At 41.4% G+C, this 21,552-nt stretch carries 18 protein-coding genes and 1 pseudogene; 4 read left to right on the top strand and 15 right to left on the bottom strand.

Annotated elements, in window-relative coordinates; genetic code table 11:
- Nucleotides 1-19: 19 nt before the first annotated feature.
- From B4W83_RS06930 to parE, 4 genes and pseudogenes are all read right to left on the bottom strand, one after another.
- Nucleotides 20-1,042 (bottom strand): branched-chain amino acid aminotransferase, encoded by a 1,023-nt coding sequence (locus tag B4W83_RS06930; RefSeq protein ID WP_000219004.1) that lies wholly within the window; start codon nucleotides 1,040-1,042, stop codon nucleotides 20-22.
- Between the two features lie 134 nt (nucleotides 1,043-1,176).
- A complete protein-coding gene (gene parC / locus B4W83_RS06925; protein WP_080572913.1) occupies nucleotides 1,177-3,648 on the bottom strand; it encodes a DNA topoisomerase IV subunit A in 2,472 nt (823 codons plus the stop codon).
- A 200-nt stretch (nucleotides 3,649-3,848) separates the two neighbouring features.
- Nucleotides 3,849-4,053, bottom strand: a pseudogene (locus B4W83_RS13695) (N-6 DNA methylase); the annotation flags it as partial.
- Nucleotides 4,054-4,067: 14 nt separating this feature from the next.
- A complete protein-coding gene (gene parE, locus B4W83_RS06920) occupies nucleotides 4,068-6,011 on the bottom strand; it encodes a DNA topoisomerase IV subunit B (protein ID WP_000037289.1) in 1,944 nt (647 codons plus the stop codon).
- Between the two features lie 135 nt (nucleotides 6,012-6,146).
- Between parE and plsY the strand changes: the two genes are divergently transcribed.
- Nucleotides 6,147-6,788: a glycerol-3-phosphate 1-O-acyltransferase PlsY gene (gene plsY, locus B4W83_RS06915; RefSeq protein WP_000628795.1), complete on the top strand. Its 642-nt coding sequence runs from the start codon at nucleotides 6,147-6,149 to the stop codon at nucleotides 6,786-6,788.
- Between the two features lie 51 nt (nucleotides 6,789-6,839).
- Here the strand turns inward: plsY and B4W83_RS06910 are convergent, their stop codons facing one another.
- From B4W83_RS06910 to B4W83_RS06870, 9 genes are all read right to left on the bottom strand, one after another.
- Nucleotides 6,840-7,796, bottom strand: a complete 957-nt coding sequence (locus B4W83_RS06910; protein WP_000029117.1) for an ABC transporter permease — start codon at nucleotides 7,794-7,796, stop codon at nucleotides 6,840-6,842.
- Nucleotides 7,797-7,798: 2 nt separating this feature from the next.
- Nucleotides 7,799-8,857, bottom strand: a complete 1,059-nt coding sequence (locus B4W83_RS06905; protein ID WP_000038657.1) for an ABC transporter permease — start codon at nucleotides 8,855-8,857, stop codon at nucleotides 7,799-7,801.
- Nucleotides 8,850-10,385, bottom strand: coding sequence for an ABC transporter ATP-binding protein (locus tag B4W83_RS06900; protein ID WP_000929815.1), 1,536 nt, complete (start codon nucleotides 10,383-10,385; stop codon nucleotides 8,850-8,852). Before B4W83_RS06900 ends, B4W83_RS06905 begins: the two co-directional genes overlap by 8 nt.
- Before the next feature lie 142 nt (nucleotides 10,386-10,527).
- Nucleotides 10,528-11,580 carry a BMP family lipoprotein gene (locus tag B4W83_RS06895; protein WP_001036122.1) on the bottom strand — a complete coding sequence of 351 codons (1,053 nt, stop codon included), beginning with the start codon at nucleotides 11,578-11,580 and terminating at the stop codon, nucleotides 10,528-10,530.
- Between the two features lie 89 nt (nucleotides 11,581-11,669).
- A complete protein-coding gene (locus B4W83_RS06890; protein WP_000246098.1) occupies nucleotides 11,670-12,059 on the bottom strand; it encodes a cytidine deaminase in 390 nt (129 codons plus the stop codon).
- Nucleotides 12,046-12,708 (bottom strand): deoxyribose-phosphate aldolase, encoded by a 663-nt coding sequence (gene deoC, locus B4W83_RS06885; RefSeq protein WP_000773708.1) that lies wholly within the window; start codon nucleotides 12,706-12,708, stop codon nucleotides 12,046-12,048. Before deoC ends, B4W83_RS06890 begins: the two co-directional genes overlap by 14 nt.
- Nucleotides 12,709-12,727: 19 nt before the next feature.
- Nucleotides 12,728-14,005, bottom strand: a complete 1,278-nt coding sequence (locus B4W83_RS06880) for a pyrimidine-nucleoside phosphorylase (RefSeq protein ID WP_001202956.1) — start codon at nucleotides 14,003-14,005, stop codon at nucleotides 12,728-12,730.
- Nucleotides 14,002-14,592: a class I SAM-dependent methyltransferase gene (locus B4W83_RS06875; RefSeq protein WP_023938200.1), complete on the bottom strand. Its 591-nt coding sequence runs from the start codon at nucleotides 14,590-14,592 to the stop codon at nucleotides 14,002-14,004. Before B4W83_RS06875 ends, B4W83_RS06880 begins: the two co-directional genes overlap by 4 nt.
- Before the next feature lie 215 nt (nucleotides 14,593-14,807).
- Nucleotides 14,808-15,212 carry a hypothetical protein gene (locus B4W83_RS06870; protein ID WP_000698081.1) on the bottom strand — a complete coding sequence of 135 codons (405 nt, stop codon included), beginning with the start codon at nucleotides 15,210-15,212 and terminating at the stop codon, nucleotides 14,808-14,810.
- Nucleotides 15,213-15,411: 199 nt separating this feature from the next.
- On the opposite strand from B4W83_RS06870, the gene coaA reads away from it, so the two are divergent.
- From coaA to B4W83_RS06855, 3 genes are all read left to right on the top strand, one after another.
- Nucleotides 15,412-16,332: a type I pantothenate kinase gene (gene coaA / locus B4W83_RS06865; protein ID WP_000180512.1), complete on the top strand. Its 921-nt coding sequence runs from the start codon at nucleotides 15,412-15,414 to the stop codon at nucleotides 16,330-16,332.
- Between the two features lie 67 nt (nucleotides 16,333-16,399).
- Nucleotides 16,400-16,636, top strand: coding sequence for a 30S ribosomal protein S20 (rpsT, locus tag B4W83_RS06860; protein ID WP_001274000.1), 237 nt, complete (start codon nucleotides 16,400-16,402; stop codon nucleotides 16,634-16,636).
- A gap of 52 nt (nucleotides 16,637-16,688) precedes the next feature.
- Entirely contained in the window at nucleotides 16,689-17,201 is a 513-nt protein-coding gene (locus B4W83_RS06855) for a DNA topology modulation protein (protein ID WP_000684199.1), read from the top strand.
- 94 nt (nucleotides 17,202-17,295) lie between these two features.
- Here B4W83_RS06855 and deoD read toward each other — a convergent pair whose 3' ends face one another.
- On the bottom strand, nucleotides 17,296-18,006 hold the full coding sequence (gene deoD, locus B4W83_RS06850) for a purine-nucleoside phosphorylase (protein WP_000022090.1): 711 nt from the start codon (nucleotides 18,004-18,006) through the stop codon (nucleotides 17,296-17,298).
- Between the two features lie 760 nt (nucleotides 18,007-18,766).
- Complete coding sequence (locus tag B4W83_RS13910; protein WP_000690149.1) at nucleotides 18,767-21,502, bottom strand: thiol-activated cytolysin C-terminal domain-containing protein; 2,736 nt, start codon at nucleotides 21,500-21,502, stop codon at nucleotides 18,767-18,769.
- Nucleotides 21,503-21,552 lie beyond the last annotated feature (50 nt).

The following is a 21,552-nucleotide window of genomic DNA, read 5'->3' as shown; positions in this document are numbered from 1 at the left end:
AATCTCCTTTAATATATTTTTAATCTACTTTTACAATCCAACCTTCTGGCGCTGGAATATCACCAAACTGAATTCCTGTCAATTCATCATAGAGCTTACGAGTCACAGGTCCTACTTCTGTTTCACTATAGAATACATGGAAATCATCACCGTGCTGAATACCTCCAATTGGAGAAATAACCGCTGCTGTACCACAGGCACCTGCCTCTACAAAACGGTCAAGGTTATCAATTGGAACATCACCCTCAATAGGAGTTAATCCCAAACGATGTTCTGCCAAATAAAGCAAGGAATACTTGGTAATAGATGGCAAGATAGATGGACTCAATGGCGTTACAAATTCATTATCAGCTGTGATTCCAAAGAAGTTAGCTGATCCGACTTCTTCAATCTTTGTATGAGTTGAAGGGTCTAGGTAGATAACATCTGAGAAATGGCGCGATTTAGCCAATTTCCCTGGCAAAAGACTGGCAGCATAGTTTCCACCAACCTTTGCCGCACCTGTACCATTTGGAGCTGCACGGTCGTATTCATCCTGAATCAAGAAGTTGGTTGGGACCAAACCACCCTTAAAGTAATTTCCAACTGGCATAGTAAAGATAATAAAAATATACTCCTCTGCTGGTTTTACCCCGATAATATCTCCGACACCAATCAAAAGAGGGCGAAGATAGAGGGTTCCACCTGTTCCGTATGGTGGTACGTATTCTTCATTCGCACGGACAACTGCTTTACAAGCTTCTACAAACATGTCTGTCGGAACTTGTGGCATCAAGAGACGGTCACATGTCCGTTGCAGGCGTTTGGCATTTTCATCAGGACGGAACAGTTGAACACTGCCATCTTTAGTACGATAAGCTTTCAAACCTTCAAATGCTTGTTGTCCATAGTGGAGACTTGGAGAAGACTCTGAAATATGCAAAGTTGCATCCTCTGTAAGCTCTCCTTGATTCCATTGTCCATTTTTAAAATGAGCAATATAGCGATAAGGTAATTTCATATAGGAGAAACCAAGGTTTTCCCAATCAATCGTTACTGTCATATTCCACTCCTTATTCTAAAAACCTATTTCTTATATTCTACACTTTTTTTCTAAAATAGCAAGTATATTTTGTAATTTTCAGAAAATTTCTTCAATAAAAAGAACCAGCTCTTAGAACTGATTCTTCATTTCACTTATTTAGCTTCAGTAAATACTTCTTTAAGATAAGCGTCAAAAACTTCTTCATCTGAAATCGTGTCAGAAATGAAGCTTCCATTGCTAGTGCGTTCTGACAAGTTCAAGTCTTGCAATCGGCTTTCATAGATTGTTCCTTTATTAGATTGGATAAGCAAAGTTTGATCGTTCCCGTCCACTTCCGTACTGAAGAGATCACCAACAAAGCCTTGTTCTGCAACTGCACCAGCCAAGAAGACACGGTGCGGTTTGTTTTTCAACTCACGCAAGACTTGTAGTCCTCGTTTGGCACGGCTGGTTGCCGGAATTTCGTCAATAGAAACACGTTTCAAACTTCCACGCTGAGTCAAGAGGTAGAAAGATGATGTATTACAGATAAAGGCAGACTGGAGAACATCATCTTCTTTCAAGTTCATAGCCTTGACCCCTGCAGCCTTGGCACCGACAACCGGAACCTCTTCGATATTGAAACGTAGGGCATAACCATTTTGGCTAATCAAAAGAACATCATCTAGTTTAATCGGAGCCACTGCTACAATCTGGTCTGTATCGTCTTTGAGCTTAGCATACTTGACAGACTTAGACTTGTAGGTCCGCCATGGAGTGAATTCTTTGCGTTCTACACGCTTGATTTGACCGAGACGAGTAGCTGCAAAATAAGTTGTCGCATCATCAAACTGATCCACGACTTCCACATAAAGGATTTCTTCGTTAGTTTCAAAGTTTGTAATGGTCTGGCTCAGATGCTCTCCGATGTCCTTCCAACGAATATCTGCCAATTCATGGATTGGTCGATAAATGACATTTCCAAGCGTCGTGAACATCAAGAGATGTTGAGTTGTCTTGGCAGATTGAACAAAAATCAAACGATCGTCATCACGTTTGCCAATTTCTTCCAGAGTGGATGCCGCAAAGGAACGTGGGCTGGTACGCTTGATATAACCTGCCTTGGTCACGCTGACATAGGTATCTTCCTCAGCGATAAGACTAGCTGTATCAATCTCAATTGCTTTTGCTGTGTCTTCTAAAGTACTCAAACGCGGAGTTGCAAATTTCTTCTTGACCTCACGAAGCTCTTTCTTCATAAGATTGTACATGGTCCGTTCATCCCCGATAATCGCCGCAAGCATAGCAATCTTCTCACGAAGTTCTGCTTCTTCCTCCTGCAAGACAACTACGTCTGTATTGGTCAAACGGTACAGTTGCAAGGTTACGATAGCCTCAGCCTGTTCTTCTGTAAAATCATAGCTGACCTTAAGGTTTTCCTTGGCGTCAGCCTTATTCTCAGAAGCGCGGATAAGAGCAATGACTTCGTCCAAAATCGAAATCACACGAATCAAACCTTCGACAATATGGAGACGCTTCTCAGCCTTTTCCTTGTCAAAGCGGGAACGCGCCAAAATCACTTCTCGACGGTGAGCGATGTAGCTAGACAGGATTGGAACAATCCCAACCTGACGAGGCGTGAAATTGTCAATCGCCACCATGTTAAAGTTGTAATTTATTTGTAGGTCGGTGTATTTGAAGAGATAGTTAAGAACGAGCTCAGTATTAGCGTCTTTTTTGAGCTCAATAGCGATTCGAAGACCGTCACGGTCAGACTCATCACGAACCTCAGCAATTCCAGCCACCTTATTATTGACACGAACATCATCAATCTTCTTGACTAGATTGGCCTTGTTGATTTCATAAGGAATCTCAGTGATAACGATTTGTTCCTTACCACCTTTTAACTTTTCAATCTCAGTCTTGGAACGAACAACCACGCGCCCTTTCCCAGTTTCATAGGCCTTCTTGATTTCATCACGACCCTGGATAATCCCTCCAGTCGGGAAGTCTGGTCCAGGCAAGAATTCCATGAGTTTATCCACCTTGGCAGTTGGATGATCAATCATATAAACCGTCGCATCAATAACCTCAGCTAAATTATGAGGTGGAATATCTGTGGCATAACCAGCCGAAATACCAGTAGAACCATTAACCAAGAGGTTTGGAAAGGCTGCTGGTAAGACTGTCGGTTCTTTCTCGGTATCGTCAAAGTTCCATGCAAAAGGAACAGTCTTTTTCTCGATATCTTGAAGAAGATAGCCAGCAATCTCAGACAAACGTGCCTCAGTATAACGCATAGCCGCAGGCGGATCTCCGTCCATAGAACCGTTATTACCGTGCATTTCGACTAGAATCTCACGATTTTTCCAGTCCTGTGACATACGAACCATGGCATCATAGATAGAAGAATCACCGTGTGGGTGGAAATTCCCCATGATGTTACCGACTGACTTGGCCGACTTACGGTAGCTCTTGTCAAAAGTATTGCTATCCTTATTCATAGAATAAAGAATACGGCGCTGAACCGGCTTCAACCCATCACGAATATCTGGCAAAGCCCGGTCTTGAATAATGTACTTGGAGTAGCGACCAAAGCGCTCTCCCATGATGTCCTCCAGGGACATGTTTTGAATGTTAGACATAAGATACAAAGCCCATAAAATACCAAGTGAAAATAGAAAATTCTTGAAGTAAGCAAACTCACAAGAGAATTTATCTTTTTCACACAGTATCTAGGGCGTGTTCAACTCCTTTCAAAGAATGTAGAGTAGGTTTTTATGCAGTAAAAGATATTTTACGGGAATTCGTCCCGTGTTCAGTTACGATAAGTAACCAAACTATCCTGTTTGTATTTTTCAATATGAAAATCTGGTTTTCCAAAATTAGTCTTAGTTTGTGTCTTAACCGCTCCCTTAAGCGCCTCTTTAAGATAAGCACTCATAGCAGATTCTTCATTAATAATCCTGCAATTTTTTCAAACCAAGATTTTCAAACTGCTTTTTCACATAGTCATTCACATCCGACTCTAATTTCCAGTTTACTAACATATTATTTTCTTTCATTAAAACACTGTCGCTTCTTCTAGCGTAAACTTGACATTATCTTCAATCCATTTACGGCGTGGTTCTACCTTATCTCCCATGAGAACATTGACGCGGCGTTCGGCGCGCGCTAAATCTTCAATTGTGACACGGATGAGGGTACGTGTTTCTGGGTTCATGGTTGTTTCCCAGAGCTGGTCCGCATTCATCTCACCAAGTCCTTTGTATCGTTGGAGGGTAGCGCCTTTACCGAACTGTTTACGGAGTTCTTCTAGTTCTCCGTCCGTCCAAGCGTAGGCCACTTCTTCTTTCTTGCCTTTACCTTTGGACATCTTATAAAGAGGTGGGAGGGCAATATAGACATGACCTGCCTCGACTAGCGGACGCATGTAACGGTAGAAAAATGTCAAGAGCAAGGTCTGGATATGGGCACCGTCGGTATCCGCATCGGTCATGATAATGATCTTATCATAGTTGGCATCTTCAATAGAGAAGTCTGCTCCAACACCCGCACCAATGGTATAAATCATGGTATTGATCTCTTCATTTTTGAGGATATCCGCCATCTTGGCCTTGGCTGTATTGACAACCTTACCACGAAGAGGTAGAATAGCCTGGAACTTGCGGTCACGACCTTGTTTGGCAGAACCACCGGCAGAGTCCCCCTCAACTAGATAGAGTTCATTCTTAGCAGGATTCTTAGATTGGGCTGGGGTCAATTTCCCAGACAACAAGCCCTTATCTTTCTTGTTTTTCTTCCCATTTCGGCTCTCATCACGCGCCTTACGTGCTGCTTCACGAGCATCACGGGCCTTGATAGCCTTGCGGATGAGGTTAGAAGCTAATTCCCCATTTTCCATAAGGAAAAAGGTCAACTTATCAGCCACTATTCCATCCACAACTGGGCGAGCTAAGGGGCTTCCTAGTTTATCCTTGGTCTGTCCTTCAAACTGCAAGTGTTCTTCAGGAACTAAGATAGAAAGAACGGCCGCTAGTCCCTCACGATAGTCTGAACCTTCAAGGTTTTTATCTTTTTCCTTGAGAAGACCTGTTTTACGTGCATAGTCATTCATGACCTTGGTAATGGCAGACTTGAGTCCTGTCTCGTGCGTTCCACCGTCCTTGGTGCGAACGTTATTGACAAAGGATAGAATGTTATCTGAGAATCCGTCATTGTACTGGAGGGCTACTTCCACTTGAAAACCATTGTCTTCCCCTTCAAAGTAAAGAACTGGCGTCAAGATTTCCTTATCTTCGTTGAGATAAGAAACAAAATCTTGTACTCCATTCTCATAGTGGAACTCAATCGCTTCATCTGTTCGCTTGTCCGTTAAAGACAAGGTCACATTTTTCAAGAGAAAGGCTGATTCATTAAGGCGCTCTGAAATGGTATTGTACTTGAAATCTGTCGTAGAAAAGATAGTCGCGTCAGGCATAAAAGTAACTTTGGTGCCTGTTTTAGACTTGGGTGCTGTACCGACTTTCTTCAAAGTCGTGACAGGTTTTCCACCATTTTCAAAACGTTGCTTGTAAACTGCGCCATCACGGGTAATTTCAACTTCTAACCAGCTAGAAAGGGCGTTAACAACGGAAGAACCCACTCCGTGAAGTCCACCTGATGTCTTATAGCCACCTTGACCGAATTTCCCTCCGGCATGAAGAATGGTAAAGATAACCTCAACAGTTGGAATTCCCATAGCGTGCATACCTGTCGGCATCCCACGTCCATGGTCTTGAACCGTTAGACTACCGTCTTTATTGATAGTTACATCAATACGATCACCAAACCCAGACAAGGCTTCATCGACTGCATTATCAACGATTTCCCAAACTAGGTGATGAAGACCAGCGCCATCGGTCGATCCAATATACATCCCTGGACGTTTTCGGACCGCATCCAACCCTTCTAGCACCTGAATAGCATCATCATTATAATTGTTAATATTGATTTCCTTTTTTGACACAAGGAACCTCCTATTCGTTCATCTTTACTATTCTACAGGTTTTCCATGGATTTTGCAAAATTTTTCTTTCTCCGATGTGACAATTTCAGAAGTGATTCTCTGCCTTTCTTTTCCATTTCATGATATAATAGGAGTATGATTACAATAGTTTTATTAATCCTAGCCTATCTGCTGGGTTCAATTCCGTCTGGTCTCTGGATTGGACAAGTATTCTTTCAAATCAATCTGCGCGAGCATGGTTCTGGTAATACTGGAACGACCAATACCTTTCGCATTTTAGGTAAGAAAGCTGGTATGGCAACCTTTGTGATTGACTTTTTCAAAGGAACCCTAGCAACGCTTCTGCCTATTATCTTTCATCTGCAAGGCGTTTCGCCTCTCATCTTTGGACTTTTGGCTGTTATTGGCCATACCTTCCCTATCTTTGCAGGATTTAAGGGTGGCAAGGCTGTCGCAACCAGTGCGGGAGTGATTTTCGGATTTGCGCCTGTCTTCTGTCTCTACCTAGCGGTTGTTTTCTTTGGAACCCTCTATCTTGGTAGTATGATTTCGCTGTCTAGCGTCACAGCATCTATCGCAGCTGTCATCGGAGTTCTACTCTTTCCACTTTTTGGTTTTATCCTGAGTAACTATGACCCTCTCTTCATCACTATTATCCTAGCTCTTGCTAGTTTGATCATCATTCGCCATAAGGATAATATCACACGCATCCAAAATAAAACTGAAAATTTAGTCCCTTGGGGATTGAACTTAACCCATCAACATCCTAAAAAATAAAACGCCAGTTCATTCTGTACTGACGTTTTTTGTATGCTATTAATAAGCCTGTTATTTTGATTTGATATAGTTGATACCATCTGCTTTTGGTGCGACTGCTTTTCCAAAGAAGGCTGCCAAGACAAGAATTGTCAAAACATAAGGTGCGATTTGAAGGTAAACTGCAGGCACTCCTTGTAGGAATGGCAATTGAGATCCGATAACAGCCAAACTTTGTGAAAGTCCAAAGAAGAGACTAGAAAGCATGGCTCCGATTGGATTCCATTTTCCAAAGATCATCGCAGCAAGAGCGATAAATCCAGGTCCAACAATAGTTGTCACTGAGAAGTTAACTGAGATGGATTGAGCATAAATCGCTCCGCCAATTCCACCTAGAAAACCTGAAATAATAACCCCTAAATATCTCATCTTGTAGACATTGATTCCCAAGGTATCCGCTGCTTGAGGGTGTTCACCGACAGAGCGAAGACGAAGACCAAAGCGAGTCTTAAAGAGAATAAACCAAGCAAAGAATGAGAAGGCAATCGCTAGATAACCAAGTAGACTAGTTGACTTGAAGAAGATATCACCGATAACTGGGATATTTGCCAAAACTGGGAAGTCAAAGCGTCCAAAAGTTTGACTTAGGTTGTCGGTTTGTCCTTTGTTATAAAGAACTTTAACCAAGAAAACAGCCAAGGCTGGCGCCATCAAGTTCAATACCGTACCGCTGACAACATGGTCTGCACGGAAATGAACCGTTGCTGCTGCGTGGATGATAGAGAAGACACCACCAACCAATCCTGCAACTATCAAAGATAGCCATGGAGTTGCTGCTCCAAATTGTTCTGCAAATTCAAGGTTGAAGACAACTCCAGAAAAGGCACCCATAACCATAATTCCTTCAAGCCCGACGTTTACGACACCACCACGTTCAGAGAAAACGCCACCGATACTTGTAAAGATGAGGGGAGCTGAGTAAATCAGCATAGAAGACACCAAGAGGGTGAGCAAGGTTGTAATAGACATCTTTACTTACCTCCTTTAACTTGTTTTTTCGATTTGACAAAGCGTTCGATAAGATAATGAACACTGACAAAGAAGATAATAGAAGCTGTTACAATGCTGACAAGTTCAGACGGTACCTGCGCCGCATTCATACCAGGGGCTCCAACTTGGAGAACACCAAACAGGAAGGCTGCAAAGAGAATACCAATTGGTGAGTTGGCCGCAAGCAGACTAACCGCCATACCATTAAATCCGACAGCTAAAGATGCCCCTTGAACATAGACGTTCTGGAAGGTCCCAAGCCCTTCAACAGCTCCACCAAGACCTGCCAAAGCACCTGAAATAATCATTGAGAGGATAATCGTTCGTTTGGCAGAAATACCAGCGTATTCTGAAGCATGTGGATTGAGACCAACCGCACGGATTTCAAAACCAAGGGTTGTTTTCTTGAGCATGAACCAAATAACTGCAACCGCAATGATGGCAAAGAAAATACCAATATTCATCCGCGAATTCCCAGTCAACTCAGCCAACCAAGGGGTCTGGTAGGTTGCATTAGCCCCGACACGAATGGTCGAATCTGTACTTTGCATGAAATCTTTAGGGAAGGCATGGATAAAAGCATTTCCTACATACAGGACAATGTAGTTCATCATGATGGTTACAATAACCTCTGACGTCCCTAGATAGGCTCTAAGAATACCCGGAATCGCTCCGACAATCCCTCCAGCAATCAGGGCAATCACGATAGTTGCTAGAATCATCAAGGGACGGGGCATATCTGGATGCGACAGGGCAAACCAACCACTGAGAATCCAACCAGCCAAAGCCTGACCAGGAAGTCCGACGTTAAAGAAACCTGCACGACTGGCAACAGCAAAACCAAGACCGATCAAGACCAAAGGCCCCATAGCACGGAAGATTTCCCCAATCCCACGCAGGCTACCAAAGGCTGTATAGAACAATTCTTCGTAGCCCCAAATAGCATCATAACCAAAGATCCACATGACAATGGCCCCGAGTAAAATTCCTAGGAAAACAGAAATCAAGGGAACCGAAATTTGTTGTAATTTTTTAGACATCACTCTTCTCCTTTCCCAAGTTTCCACCAGCCATCAAGACACCAAGTTCTTGTTTATTGGTTGTTTCTGGTGATACAATACCTTGAATCTTACCATCATGGATAACGGCAATACGGTCTGAGACGTTTAAAATCTCATCCAATTCAAAGCTGACAACAAGGACAGCCTTACCATTATCACGCTCTTCAATCAAGCGTTTGTGGATATATTCAATAGCACCGACATCCAAACCACGAGTTGGCTGGCTGACGATAAGAAGATCAGGATCTCGATCAATTTCACGAGCAATAATTGCTTTTTGTTGATTTCCTCCTGAAAGTGCAGCTGCAGGAACTAATTCACTGGCAGCACGAACATCAAACTCTTCCATCAGCTTTTTAGCATAAGAAGTAATATTTGAATAGTTCAAAATTCCATTTTTGCTATGTGGTTCTTTGTAGTAAGTTTGAAGGGCAATATTTTCAGAAATCATCATTTCCAAAATCAAACCATCACGGTGACGGTCTTCTGGAACGTGCCCAACACTTAGTTCTGTAATTTGTCGTGGGTGCAAGCCTACAATTGAATCTCCTTTTAGCTCAATGCTACCAGATTCTACCTTGCGAAGACCTGTAATGGCTTGAATCAGTTCAGACTGACCATTTCCATCAATCCCCGCAATACCAACAATCTCTCCCGCTCGAACATCCAAGGACAGATTTTTCACAGCTGGAACACCACGGTTTTCATTGACCACCAAATCTTTGATTGACAAGACCACTTCTTTTGGTTGAGAGGCTTGTTTCTCTGTTTTAAAGGAAACAGAACGCCCTACCATCATTTCTGCCAAATCAGCATTGGTAGCCCCTGCAATTTTGACGGTTTCAATTGATTTCCCACGACGGATAACTGTAACGCGGTCAGAAACTGCGCGAATCTCGTCCAACTTGTGGGTAATCAAGATAATTGATTTTCCTTCTTTAACAAGATTTTTCATAATGGCCATCAACTCCTCAATTTCTGATGGAGTCAAAACAGCCGTTGGTTCGTCAAAGATAAGAATATCAGCCCCCCGATAAAGGGTTTTTAAAATTTCCACACGTTGTTGGGCTCCAACTGAGATGTCTGCTACCTTGGCAGAAGGGTCCACAGCTAAGCCATAACGTTCAGAAAGAGCCTTGATTTCTTTGCTAGCTCCAGCGATATCTAGCACACCATTTTTAGTCAATTCACTTCCTAAAATAATGTTTTCAGCCACCGTGAAAGCCTCTACCAACATAAAGTGCTGGTGAACCATTCCGATTCCCAAGCCAGCTGCTTTAGATGGGGAGTCGAGGTTGACAACTTGACCGTTGACCGCGATTTCACCACTAGTTGGTTCAAGAAGCCCTGCTAACATGTTCATGAGCGTGGACTTACCAGCCCCATTTTCTCCTAAAAGTGCATGAATTTCACCTTTTCGTAGGTGCAGGTTGATTTTGTCGTTGGCAACAAATTCACCAAACACCTTGGTAATATCACGCATCTCAATGACATTTTCGTGTGCCATGTGCTCTTCCTTTCAGAGTCTTATTTTATTTCAATAAAACTTGCTAGTTTGTCTAGTAGCAAGCTTTACTGAGACAAAATGACTTTGTCTCAACTCTTAAAAAGCGGCCGATGGCCGCTTCCTAAGAAATAACTTCCATCCATTATTTTGCAGGAACTTTTACGCTTCCATCAAGGATTTTAGCTTTAGCATCTTCGACAGCTTTTTTACCTTCTTCTGAAAGGTTTGTTGTTACCAAGTCAACCCCTTTATCTTTCAATGAGTAAACGATCACTTGACCGCCAGGGAATTCACCTTTTTCTGCCTTGTTAGAAATATCTTTTACAGTTGTACCAACTTGTTTCAAAGTAGATGCAAGAACAAAGTTTGATTCTTTACCATCTTTAGAAGTGTATTTACCTTCTGCTTCTTGGTCACGGTCAACACCGATAACCCAAACTTTTTCATTTTCAGGACGGCTTTCGTTGAGTGATTTTGCTTCTGCAAAGACACCAGCACCTGTACCACCAGCTACTTGGTAAACAATATCTGCACCAGCTGCGTATTGTGCTGCTGCAATTGTTTTACCTTTAGCAGCATCACCAAATGAACCAGCGTAGTCAACTTGTACTTTGATAGATGGGTCTACTGAGGCAACACCTGCCTTGAAACCAGCTTCAAAACGAGAGATAACTTCTGACTCCTGCCCACCTACAAAACCAACTTGTTTTGTTTTAGTTGTTTTTGCTGCAGCTACACCTGCAAGGTAACCTGACTCATTATCAGCGAAAGTTACGCTCGCAACATTCTTTTGATCTTTAATCACATCATCAATCAAGACATAGTTCAAGTCAGAATGTTCTTTAGCTGCTTCTTCAACCGCATTGTGAAGGGCAAAACCAACACCGAAGATTAGGTTGTAACTTCCAGCCGCTTGTTGCAAGTTGTTAGCGTAGTCAGCTTCACTTGTTGATTGGAAGTAAGTGAAACCGTTATCTTTTGAAAGATTGTGTTCTTTACCCCAAGCCTGCAAACCTTCCCAAGCTGATTGGTTGAATGATTTATCATCAACACCACCAGTATCAGTGACGATTGCTGCTTTTGTCTTCACATCAGAAGATGAATCTGCCTTACGAGAAGAGCGGTTACCACATGCAGCAAGTCCAACTGCTGCCACTGCTACTAGGCCAAGACCTAGCCATTGTTTCTTGTTCATTACTGAACCTCCTAAATAAGATGTGCAACGATGTTGCAAGTATGGATTGGTTGGCCACAAGGACCGTGCCACTCAGAGAGCGACTCAGACTAATTTAAGTCTGTAAAAGAGTATGGAAGTAATTCCCCGACCGTCATCTCGACCGTCGATTTATCTTTTGCGACTAAGGTCACTTTTAGATCTTGTTCAAAAAATTCGACCATTACTTGGCGACAAGCACCACATGGTGAAATCGGTTTTTCAGTTTGACCATAAACAATCAGCTCTGAAAATTCTCTTTGCCCTTCAGATACAGCCTTAAAAATGGCTGTTCTCTCACCGCAATTGGTCAAAGGATAGCTAGCATTTTCGATATTCACTCCCGTGTAAACACTTCCGTCTTTTGCCACTAAAACTGCTCCGATAGGAAAGTGAGAATAGGGGACATAGGCTTTCTTGCTGGTTTCAATTGCCAGTTCAATCAACTCAGTAGTCGCCATCAGCCAATTCTCCTTTTAGAATTGCTACTCCAGCTGACGTTCCAATACGGGTCGCCCCTGCTTCAACAAAGGCAAGAGCATCTGCATAAGAACGAGCTCCACCAGCAGCCTTGACTCCCATATCAGGTCCAACTGTTTCACGCATTAATGTAACATCTGCTATCGTAGCACCACCAGTTGAGAAGCCAGTAGATGTTTTGACAAAGTCAGCTCCAGCTTTTTGGGCTAATTGGCAAGCTACAACTTTTTCTTGGTCGGTCAGCAGGCAAGCTTCAATAATGACTTTCACTAACTTGTCACCACTTGCTTCTACAACAGCACGGATGTCCGATTCAACCAAGGCTAAATTACCTGATTTGAGAGCCCCAACATTGATCACCATATCAATCTCATCTGCACCATTTTGAATAGCTTCTTTGGTCTCAAAAGCTTTCACAGTTGAAGTTGTTGCTCCCAAAGGGAAACCTACTACTGTGCAGACCTTGACATCTGTGCCTTCAAGCTCTTTTTTAGCATGTTCAACCCAGGTAGGATTAACGCAAACACTGGCAAAATCATACTCTCTAGCCTCAGACAACAAACTATCAATTTGTTTTTCTGTTGCATCTTGTTTTAAAAGCGTATGATCTATATATTTATTTAATTTCATATTCGGATTCTCCTGCAGTTTATGAGATAATTTCTATAATTTCTCGTAAACTTTGCACCCTATCATTTATTTTAACATATTTTTGAAAATCTGTAACTAGCTGAGGAGAAATTTTTCCATTTGTGTATACTTTTGCAACAATTTCTCCCTTTTGAACGGAATCTCCAACTTTCTTTTCAAAAACAATTCCTGTTTCATAGTCCAAGGCATCAGACTTGACTGAACGGCCTGCACCCAGTCTCATAGCATAAAGCCCAAATTCCATAGCTGGAAGAGCTGAGATAATACCCGTTTCCTGAGCAGGGATTTCCACCACATGGGCTACATTGACAGGACGATAGAGGTCTTCCAAGTCTCCACCTTGGGCTTGGACCATCTCCTCAAACTTAGCAAGCGCTTGTCCATTTTCAAGATGTTGGCGAACTTCTTCAACTGTCTTATTTACATTTGCCAGGCCAAGCATAATTTGAGCCAACTCACAGATGAAGTGGGTAATATCCTGACGGCCTTGACCTTGTAAAATCTCCAGTGCTTCAAGGATTTCCAGGCGATTTCCAATCGCTCGTCCCAAGGGCTGACTCATATCCGTAATGACTGCAACTGTTTTACGGCCTACTGCTTTCCCTAAATCCACCATGGTTTGAGCCAGTTCACGCGCCTCATCAACCGTCTTCATGAAGGCACCCTCACCGACAGTCACATCTAGCAAAATAGCATCCGCCCCTGCCGCAATTTTCTTGCTCATCACCGAACTCGCAATCAAAGGAATCGTGTCGACAGTTGCGGTCACATCACGAAGGGCATAGAGAAGCTTATCTGCTTTAACAAGCTGGTCTGATTGCCCAATGACAGATACACCAATGTCCTGTACCTGACGAATGAAATCCTCTTGACTACGTTCCACTTGATAGCCCTTGATAGACTCCAATTTATCAATTGTTCCACCAGTATGGCCGAGACCACGACCACTCATTTTTGCTACAGGCACACCGAAGCTAGCAACAAGAGGAGCTAAAATCAAGGTTACCTTATCGCCGACACCACCAGTAGAATGCTTGTCAACTTTCACACCATCAATGGCAGATAGGTCAAACTCTTGCCCAGTCTTGACCATCTTCATAGTCAAATCAGAAATTTCACGAGTCGTCATTCCTTTAAAATAAACAGCCATAGCAAAGGCAGACATCTGATAATCAGGTACAGTTCCTGATACATAGCCTTCTACTAGCCATTCAATTTCACTTGAAGTCAGTTCTTGACCGTCTCGTTTTTTTTGGATTAAATCAACTGCTCTCATTCTTTCACACTTCTAAGGATATAATATCCCTTGTCTTTTTTAATGATTTCACAATTGCCAAACACATCTTCCATCTTAGACTTGGCACTTGGAGCCCCTTGCTTTTTCTGAATGACGATTGTTAAATCTCCACCAGTTTCCAAGAAATCTTTACTTTTCTCGATGATTTCATGAACCACTTGCTTGCCCGCACGGATAGGAGGATTGGAAATGACATGGTCAAAATGTCCTTCAACTTGTTCATAGATATTGGACTGGAAAATCGTCGCTTCTACTTTATTTCGTTCAGCATTTTGTCGCGCCAAATCCAAGGCACGATTGTTGATATCGACCATGGTCGCCTGAACGCCGTAAGCCTTGACCAAGGACAAACCTAATGGACCGTAACCACAGCCTACATCAAGGACAGTTTCTCCTTGGTTGACCTCCAGACACTTGAGCAAAAGCTGACTTCCGAAGTCAACCATCTTCTTGCTAAAAACACCTGCATCCGTCAGAAAGGTCATTTTTTCTCCCAACAATTCTACTCGCAATTCATGTATGTCGTGAGCAGCGTCAGGATTTTCTGCATAATACATTTTACTCATGAAACTATTTTACCATAATTTGACTTAAATTGTAAATCGTTTACATATCCAGAATGAGACAAAAAGATTGAAGGAAGTTGCGTTACAATAACTCCCCTTCAATCTCTTTCAACTTTTATAAGCAACTTGTATTTCATCTAGGACTACAGCTATCATTACCATGATAAAACACATAACACAAAGTTTATTGTTTATCATCAGGCGCATTGTCAGCGCTATTTCTTTACTTTTAAATATTTCATTATCAATAGGATTCCCAACAAAATGTTTAGATAAAAGCCCAACTGATACGTTTTTGTCAGGAATTCCAAACTTGTCCAAAGTCGTATCAAATCTTCTAGTGACATGCGGAAGAAATAACCCTCTGTCGCAATCCATAGAACTAAAAAGAAATAACTACCAGCAGCAAGCCATTTCGTCCACCGTTTTTTTAGGAAGAAAGCAATCAAGAGCGAACAGATAAAGACAGCTGTTACAATGGCATGTTCCATCAAAAAAGTAAAACCGTAATAGGTTTCCACAAAACGTCTACCATTATCCGCATTCGCTCCTTTTAAAAAAGGTAGTGCAAAACTTAAAATAAAACAGAGTTCCAATAGGTAAGGTTTCAAGATTTTCATAGTACACCTCCTATAAGTTATAAACCCCAAAGCCCCCTTTATAGCTGATAAGTCAGTAGAAAGCAGCTCCTACTTCATCAATAAATTGTTCATCCTCTATCTACTTATATTATATACTATTGACTTACCACATTCAAGAAACCGCTTTATTTTTTTAACTTTTTATGGTATGATAGACAAAATATCTAGGGGAAAACAAATGACCAACGAATTTTTACATTTTGAAAAAATCAGTCGCCAGACTTGGCAATCTTTACATCGAAAGACGACACCTCCTTTGACAGAAGAGGAATTAGAATCCATCAAGAGTTTTAATGACCAGATTAGCTTGCAGGATGTTACCGATGTCTATCTCCCCCTAGCCCATCTCATCCAGATTTACAAGCGTACCAAGGATGATTTGGCCTTTTCAAAAGGGATTTTCCTTCAACGTGAAAGCAAATCCCAGCCTTTTATCATTGGGGTTTCTGGGAGTGTTGCCGTTGGAAAATCCACAACCAGTCGCCTACTTCAAATCCTACTGTCCCGTACACTTACAGATGCTACGGTTGAGTTGGTAACAACTGACGGCTTTCTCTATCCCAACCAGACCTTGATTGAACAAGGGATTTTAAATCGTAAGGGATTTCCTGAAAGCTATGATATGGAAGCTCTTCTCAACTTCTTGGACTGCATCAAAAATGGACAAGATGTGGATATTCCTGTCTACTCTCATGAAGTCTATGACATCGTCCCTGAAGCAAAACAACGAGTAAAAGCTGCTGACTTTGTGATTGTCGAGGGGATTAACGTCTTTCAAAATCCACAAAACGAGCGTCTCTATATTACTGACTTCTTTGACTTTTCCATCTATGTTGATGCTTCAGTTGATGACATCGAGAGTTGGTATCTAGACCGTTTCTTGAAAATCCTGAGCCTAGCCCAAAACGACCCTGATAGCTACTATTATCGTTTTACACAAATGCCGATTGGGGAAGTGGAATCCTTTGCCCATCAGGTCTGGACCAGTATCAATCTCACAAATCTACAAAATTATATTGAACCAACTAGAAATCGTGCAGAAGTGATTCTTCATAAAACAAAGAACCATGAAATCGATGAAATTTACTTAAAAAAATAATTTTCCCTTGTCAAAACGTAAGTTTTCAGATATAATGGTATAGTTAGTAAATATGGAGGTAAGAACATTGGCAAACATTAAATCAGCTATCAAACGCGCTGAATTGAACGTTAAACAAAACGAAAAGAACTCAGCTCAAAAATCAGCTATGCGTACTGCTATCAAAGCTTTCGAAGCAAACCCATCTGAAGAACTTTTCCGTGCTGCTAGCTCAGCTATCGATAAAGCAGAAACTAAAGGTTTGATTCACAAAAACAAAGCAAGCCGCGATAAAGCTCGTCTTTCAGCTAAACTTGCTAAATAAGAAACAGTCCATAGAGGCTGTTTTTTTGTCTCCAAATAGGAAAAGGTAGAAAATGAAAATTGCAATTATCGGATATTCTGGTGCTGGTAAGTCAACGCTAGCTGAAAAGTTATCTCTCTACTACTCCATCCCAAAACTTCATATGGACACACTCCAATTTCAACCTGGTTGGCAAGACAGTGACCGTGATTGGATGTTAACCGAGATGAAAAATTTTCTCACCAAGCATGAAGCTTGGGTCATCGATGGTAATTATTCTTGGTGTTATTACGAAGAAAGAATGCAGGAAGCTAACCAAATCATCTTTTTAAACTTCTCTGCTTGGAATTGTTTGCTAAGAGCCTTTAAGCGCTATTTAAAATACAGAGGAAAAGTGAGAGAAAGCATGGCTAAGGGATGCCCCGAGCAATTCAACTGGGAATTTATTCGTTGGATTCTCTGGGATGGTCGAACAAAAAATGCTAAGGATAGATACCAATATTTAAACAATACTTACCCAGAAAAGATGCGTATTCTCCATTCTCAAGCAGAGATTGATTGTTTTTTGCAATCTCTTAAAAAATAGACGGTAGAGCAACATTTCATTAAGGTCACAGTATGGACTGAATGACTAAAAAAGGAAGATTTTCATCCAGAAAGTCTTCCTTTTGTGTTCTCTTTTATTCAGCAATCAAGGTTTCTAATCCAACCTTCATCATATCGGTGAAGGTATTTTGACGTTCTTCTGCAGTCGTGTCCTCATCTGGATTAACCAAGCTATCAGAGATTGTCATAATAGCTAGCGCGTCAACATGGTGTTGGGCTGCCAGATAGTAAAGTGCTGCTGCTTCCATTTCCACAGCCTTGACTCCCCATTTACCAAGCTCGATGTTCTTTTCAAAGTAGTTTGAATAAAAGACATCAGATGACAAAACGTTCCCAACGTGGGTTGTCATACCGAGATTTTTGGCAATATGATAAGCCTTATCTAGCAAATCAAAGCTAGCGATTTGTGGGAAATCGTACTGTGGCCAGTCATTGCGGATGATGTTAGAGTTGGTTGCAGCTGCCTGCGCCAAAACCAATTCACGTACGTGGACATCTGCATTCAAAGATCCTGCAGTTCCCACACGAATCAATTTTTTCACTCCGTAGTCAACAATTAACTCACGCGCATAAATCGAAATAGATGGCATTCCCATCCCAGTTCCCATAACAGATACACGGTGACCCTTGTAAGTACCAGTGTAACCAAACATGTTACGCACTTCGTTAAAACAAACAGCATCTTCAAGGAAATTCTCCGCAATAAATTTCGCACGAAGAGGATCCCCTGGAAGAAGAATTTTATCAGCAATTTCACCCTGCTGAGCAGCAATATGGATAGACATAATTTATGATACAAAGAGCGACAAGAAAACGACTGAAAATTAGGAATCTGACGAGAAATCCTGATTTTTCAGTCAGATTATCTATTTTCCAAGTTTTCCGCTCGTGTTCAAATCAGAACACACGCTCTACCTTTCTTTATTTTATATTGAGAAAGATACCAAACCCGTCAAAAAGCAAAGGGAAAATAGGAGTTGGGCGCAGTGAGCGATGCTCGCTAGACCAACTATCTTTTTCCCACTGCTTTTAGGGTGGGGTCAATTCCTTTCTTAATTTTGATGATATTGAGAAGATTAGAACGGCTTCAATTCAAACCCGAACTCCCCTTCTCTTCTGAGTTTTTAGAAAAGTTTTCCGCTCGTGTTCAAATCAAAACACGCGCTCTACCTTTCTTTTTTATATTTTATATTGAGAAAGATACCAAACCCGTTAAAAAGCCAAAGGGAAAATAGGAGTGGGGCGCAGTGAGCGATGCTCGCTAGACCAACTATCTTTTTCCCACTGCTTTTATGATGGGTTCAATTCCTTTCTTTCTTAATTTTGATAATATTGAGAAGAGTAGATCGGATTCAATTCAAACCCGAACTCCCCTTCCTTTCTAAGTTTTTAGAAAAGTTTTTCCGCTCATGTTCAAATTAGAACACCTCACTATACCTTTCTGTTTAATTTTGTTCTCTCACAGATAGCTACCTGAGTTCTATTCAAGCTCAGGTAGTACTTTCTTATAAACTAAATCATCTCATTCTTGAATAGTAGGATTTTTTACAAGACATCGTCATCAGAAATCTTAGAATTTAATGTTGTTCCCCAATGGGTAATTTTACGGTGGGGTTGAGCTAAAATTGGTCTGTTTTCATAGATTGTTTGCCATCTATTCCATAGTAGACCTGTCTTTTTCTCAATCTTAATTCGCAGATTTCTCATGTTTCCTTTGATTGGGAGGTTGAGGACAAAACCTGCAGTCTGGTTGCGACCGTTTCCTTCCCAAGAACGACTACGAACAACTTGGTTTCCATCTTTGTCTACTGTAACTTCTTCCCAAGTTATAGAGTAGCGGGCAATATAAGCTCCACTATGTTGAATTGTCAATGTTTTGTCTTTCACAGGCGTTTGACTGATTGGTTGAACTGGCTTAGAAACTTGTGTCGCCGTCTCACCATTCGTAGCGATAAAGCGGAAAACTTCTACTTCTGCAAGACTGAGGGCTTGATTGTTCTTACGTAGTTGCACACGAACACGGCGTCCCAATTTCCCATTTAATTGAACATCCAAGCTCGTTCCGTCAAGTTTAGAAACATACTGTCTAGCAACTTCTGTTCCTTTTTCATCATATAAAATCACATCAAAGTCTGACAGACGTTTGGAAACGTCTCCATCCCCACGGTTATGAAGGCGGACAAGCCCAACCTGTTCCGTACGACCTAAATCAACTTCCCACCAAGGTTGGTTTTCAGACTTAGTATGTGTGTTAGACTGTTGGCTATAACTACTATTGGTAATTCCATCTAAGGCATAACTTGCATCTCCCTCAAAAACAGTGGAACTTTTCTTAACCTGTTTTTTCCAAGCGATATTCTCAGCACGGTATACTTGTACTTCTGCAAGACTGAGGGCATTATAGCCTTCTAGCTCAATCCGAACATAGCGCGCTCTTTTATAGTTAATCGCAATTTGTGCTGACACATCTTTAAGAGATGTTATGCGTTTTCTCTCAATTTCTTTACCAAAACTATCTAAAAGAATGACATCAAAGTTTGCCAATCTATCCTGGGCAGTGTCTGTGCGGTTGTAAATATTGATTTGGCGAATGGTTTCTTCTTTAGCCAAATCTACTTGCCACCAAGGCTTAGATTGGAAGTTTGTATGAGTGACAGAATTGTGATCATAGTTACCATCCACAGCTCTTCTAGCATCTCCTCCGAAAGCTGTCGAACTTTGAGTAACCTGTTTTCCTAAGGCAATATTTTCCATTGGTTCAGCGCTTGGTTGACTAGAAGATTGAGGCAGAGCCTGTTTCTTAAAGAATCGCACTTTATCTAATTTCGGATCACGATAACCATGTTTATCCAAGGTAGCTCGTTTACCAATATTAAAGTTAGGAATATCATTCATTCGACTTTCAAAATAGCCACGAGAACGGTGTTTAAAGCGTGAATTACCTGTAAATGTAACAATATCACGATCATTATGAATCAAGGGAGTCACAACATTATCATTATCAACCACATAATGCTTAATTTTCCCACTAACAGCTAATTTACGGCTTTCCAAACCAACATCCCAGAAACCATTCTTAGCATTCCAAACAGTTCTGGAAGTAATCACTTTAGGAGCACTGAAAGTCGTCACTTTCCGTAATACATGGTTATAAAAATCAGGATATTTTTGGTAAGCTTCAACCGCTGCAATCTGAGCTAGGTAACCTCCAAGAGAATGACCTGTCATATACAACTTGGTAATACTTGTATCCTTGGCTAATTCCCCAACAACCTTACGGATATCGTCCGCTTGAGCTGGTTTATTTCCACCAAATAAAACCAAATCTGCACTTAAATCCTTGGCGTCATTAACTCGCGTTCCACGAATAGCCAACATGTGCACCGTTCCATCTTTGAGATAAGGAAGGTCGCTCTTGGTCTCAAATAAGAAAGCATCCAGACCACTATCTGTATGGTAGGCTTTTTTCATCTTCCAGAAAGGAGCCAATTCATTGTGCATGAGTTTGTATTCTTGACGGTCAAGATAGAGACTAGGGAAAGGATTCTTATGATCTAAAATTTTCTCAATATAATCATCGTCTCGATAGGCTAACTCCATAAAGAGAAGAGAATCACGGTCTGTGACATACCATTCTTTCTTATTGTCATCTTCTCCATCTGCCAAACCATCCCCATCACTGTCTGCTAGCAAGGGATGACTGTTATATCCTAGATAATCCTTACCATCTTTGTTGTAAACATAAAGTTCATCTTTGTTTTTGATGCCATCTTGGTCATCATCCCCTTCCAAATCGAGAACTTTTTCACCATAGAGAGATTCATCAATCAAATCATTTTCTAAATGCAATTCCCCTTTGGAAATCTTCACCAAATCTTCTGCGGTTAGAGAACGAGTATTTGTTGGTTTTTCTGTCACAACTTCTTCTTTAGTTTCTTCGACAGGAGCAAGAATAGGTGAGTCTTGAGCTGGCTCTGTTATCTCTACTTTTGACTCTTCCTTTTTGTTTTCAATAACTTCACTTGCTTCCGGAAGCGGTTGAGGAGCTAGTCTTGGCTCCTCTGTAAGAGGAGTTTCTAGTTTTGGAGCAACATTTTCCGGCTTTCTCAATTCCTCCTTAGAATCTAGCACTCTTGTTGCCACTTCAGATGTTACATCTTGCTTTAGTTCATTGGCTGAAATTCCAACTGGAGCTAGAAATGCAAAGCCGACTGCAACAGATACAACTCCGATACTTAATTTTTTTATGCCAAAGCGCATAATTCGTTGACCAATTTTCATTATTCTTTATCTTTCTTTTCGTTTATTTATAAGCAGACTCAAACTAAATC

Source organism: Streptococcus pseudopneumoniae ATCC BAA-960 = CCUG 49455, assembly GCF_002087075.1.
Classification (GTDB): domain Bacteria; phylum Bacillota; class Bacilli; order Lactobacillales; family Streptococcaceae; genus Streptococcus; species Streptococcus pseudopneumoniae.
The sequence above is the reverse complement of the archived record's forward strand: the minus strand, read 5'-3'. Positions and strand labels throughout refer to the sequence as shown.

What these genes read in the sequence shown, in the direction of transcription:
- deoD (WP_000022090.1), bottom strand. Translation starts at nt 18,006, where the DNA reads ATGTCTATCCATATTGCTGCTCAGCAGGGTGAAATTGCTGATAAAATT.
- B4W83_RS06890 (WP_000246098.1), bottom strand. Translation starts at nt 12,059, where the DNA reads ATGGCGACTACTGAGTTGATTGAACTGGCAATTGAAACCAGCAAGAAA.
- B4W83_RS06895 (WP_001036122.1), bottom strand. Translation starts at nt 11,580, where the DNA reads ATGAACAAGAAACAATGGCTAGGTCTTGGCCTAGTAGCAGTGGCAGCA.
- plsY (WP_000628795.1), top strand. Translation starts at nt 6,147, where the DNA reads ATGATTACAATAGTTTTATTAATCCTAGCCTATCTGCTGGGTTCAATT.
- coaA (WP_000180512.1), top strand. Translation starts at nt 15,412, where the DNA reads ATGACCAACGAATTTTTACATTTTGAAAAAATCAGTCGCCAGACTTGG.
- B4W83_RS06880 (WP_001202956.1), bottom strand. Translation starts at nt 14,005, where the DNA reads ATGAGAGCAGTTGATTTAATCCAAAAAAAACGAGACGGTCAAGAACTG.
- B4W83_RS13910 (WP_000690149.1), bottom strand. Translation starts at nt 21,502, where the DNA reads ATGAAAATTGGTCAACGAATTATGCGCTTTGGCATAAAAAAATTAAGT.
- parC (WP_080572913.1), bottom strand. Translation starts at nt 3,648, where the DNA reads ATGTCTAACATTCAAAACATGTCCCTGGAGGACATCATGGGAGAGCGC.
- B4W83_RS06930 (WP_000219004.1), bottom strand. Translation starts at nt 1,042, where the DNA reads ATGACAGTAACGATTGATTGGGAAAACCTTGGTTTCTCCTATATGAAA.
- B4W83_RS06905 (WP_000038657.1), bottom strand. Translation starts at nt 8,857, where the DNA reads ATGTCTAAAAAATTACAACAAATTTCGGTTCCCTTGATTTCTGTTTTC.
- B4W83_RS06870 (WP_000698081.1), bottom strand. Translation starts at nt 15,212, where the DNA reads ATGAAAATCTTGAAACCTTACCTATTGGAACTCTGTTTTATTTTAAGT.
- B4W83_RS06875 (WP_023938200.1), bottom strand. Translation starts at nt 14,592, where the DNA reads ATGAGTAAAATGTATTATGCAGAAAATCCTGACGCTGCTCACGACATA.
- B4W83_RS06855 (WP_000684199.1), top strand. Translation starts at nt 16,689, where the DNA reads ATGAAAATTGCAATTATCGGATATTCTGGTGCTGGTAAGTCAACGCTA.
- B4W83_RS06900 (WP_000929815.1), bottom strand. Translation starts at nt 10,385, where the DNA reads ATGGCACACGAAAATGTCATTGAGATGCGTGATATTACCAAGGTGTTT.
- B4W83_RS06910 (WP_000029117.1), bottom strand. Translation starts at nt 7,796, where the DNA reads ATGTCTATTACAACCTTGCTCACCCTCTTGGTGTCTTCTATGCTGATT.
- deoC (WP_000773708.1), bottom strand. Translation starts at nt 12,708, where the DNA reads ATGAAATTAAATAAATATATAGATCATACGCTTTTAAAACAAGATGCA.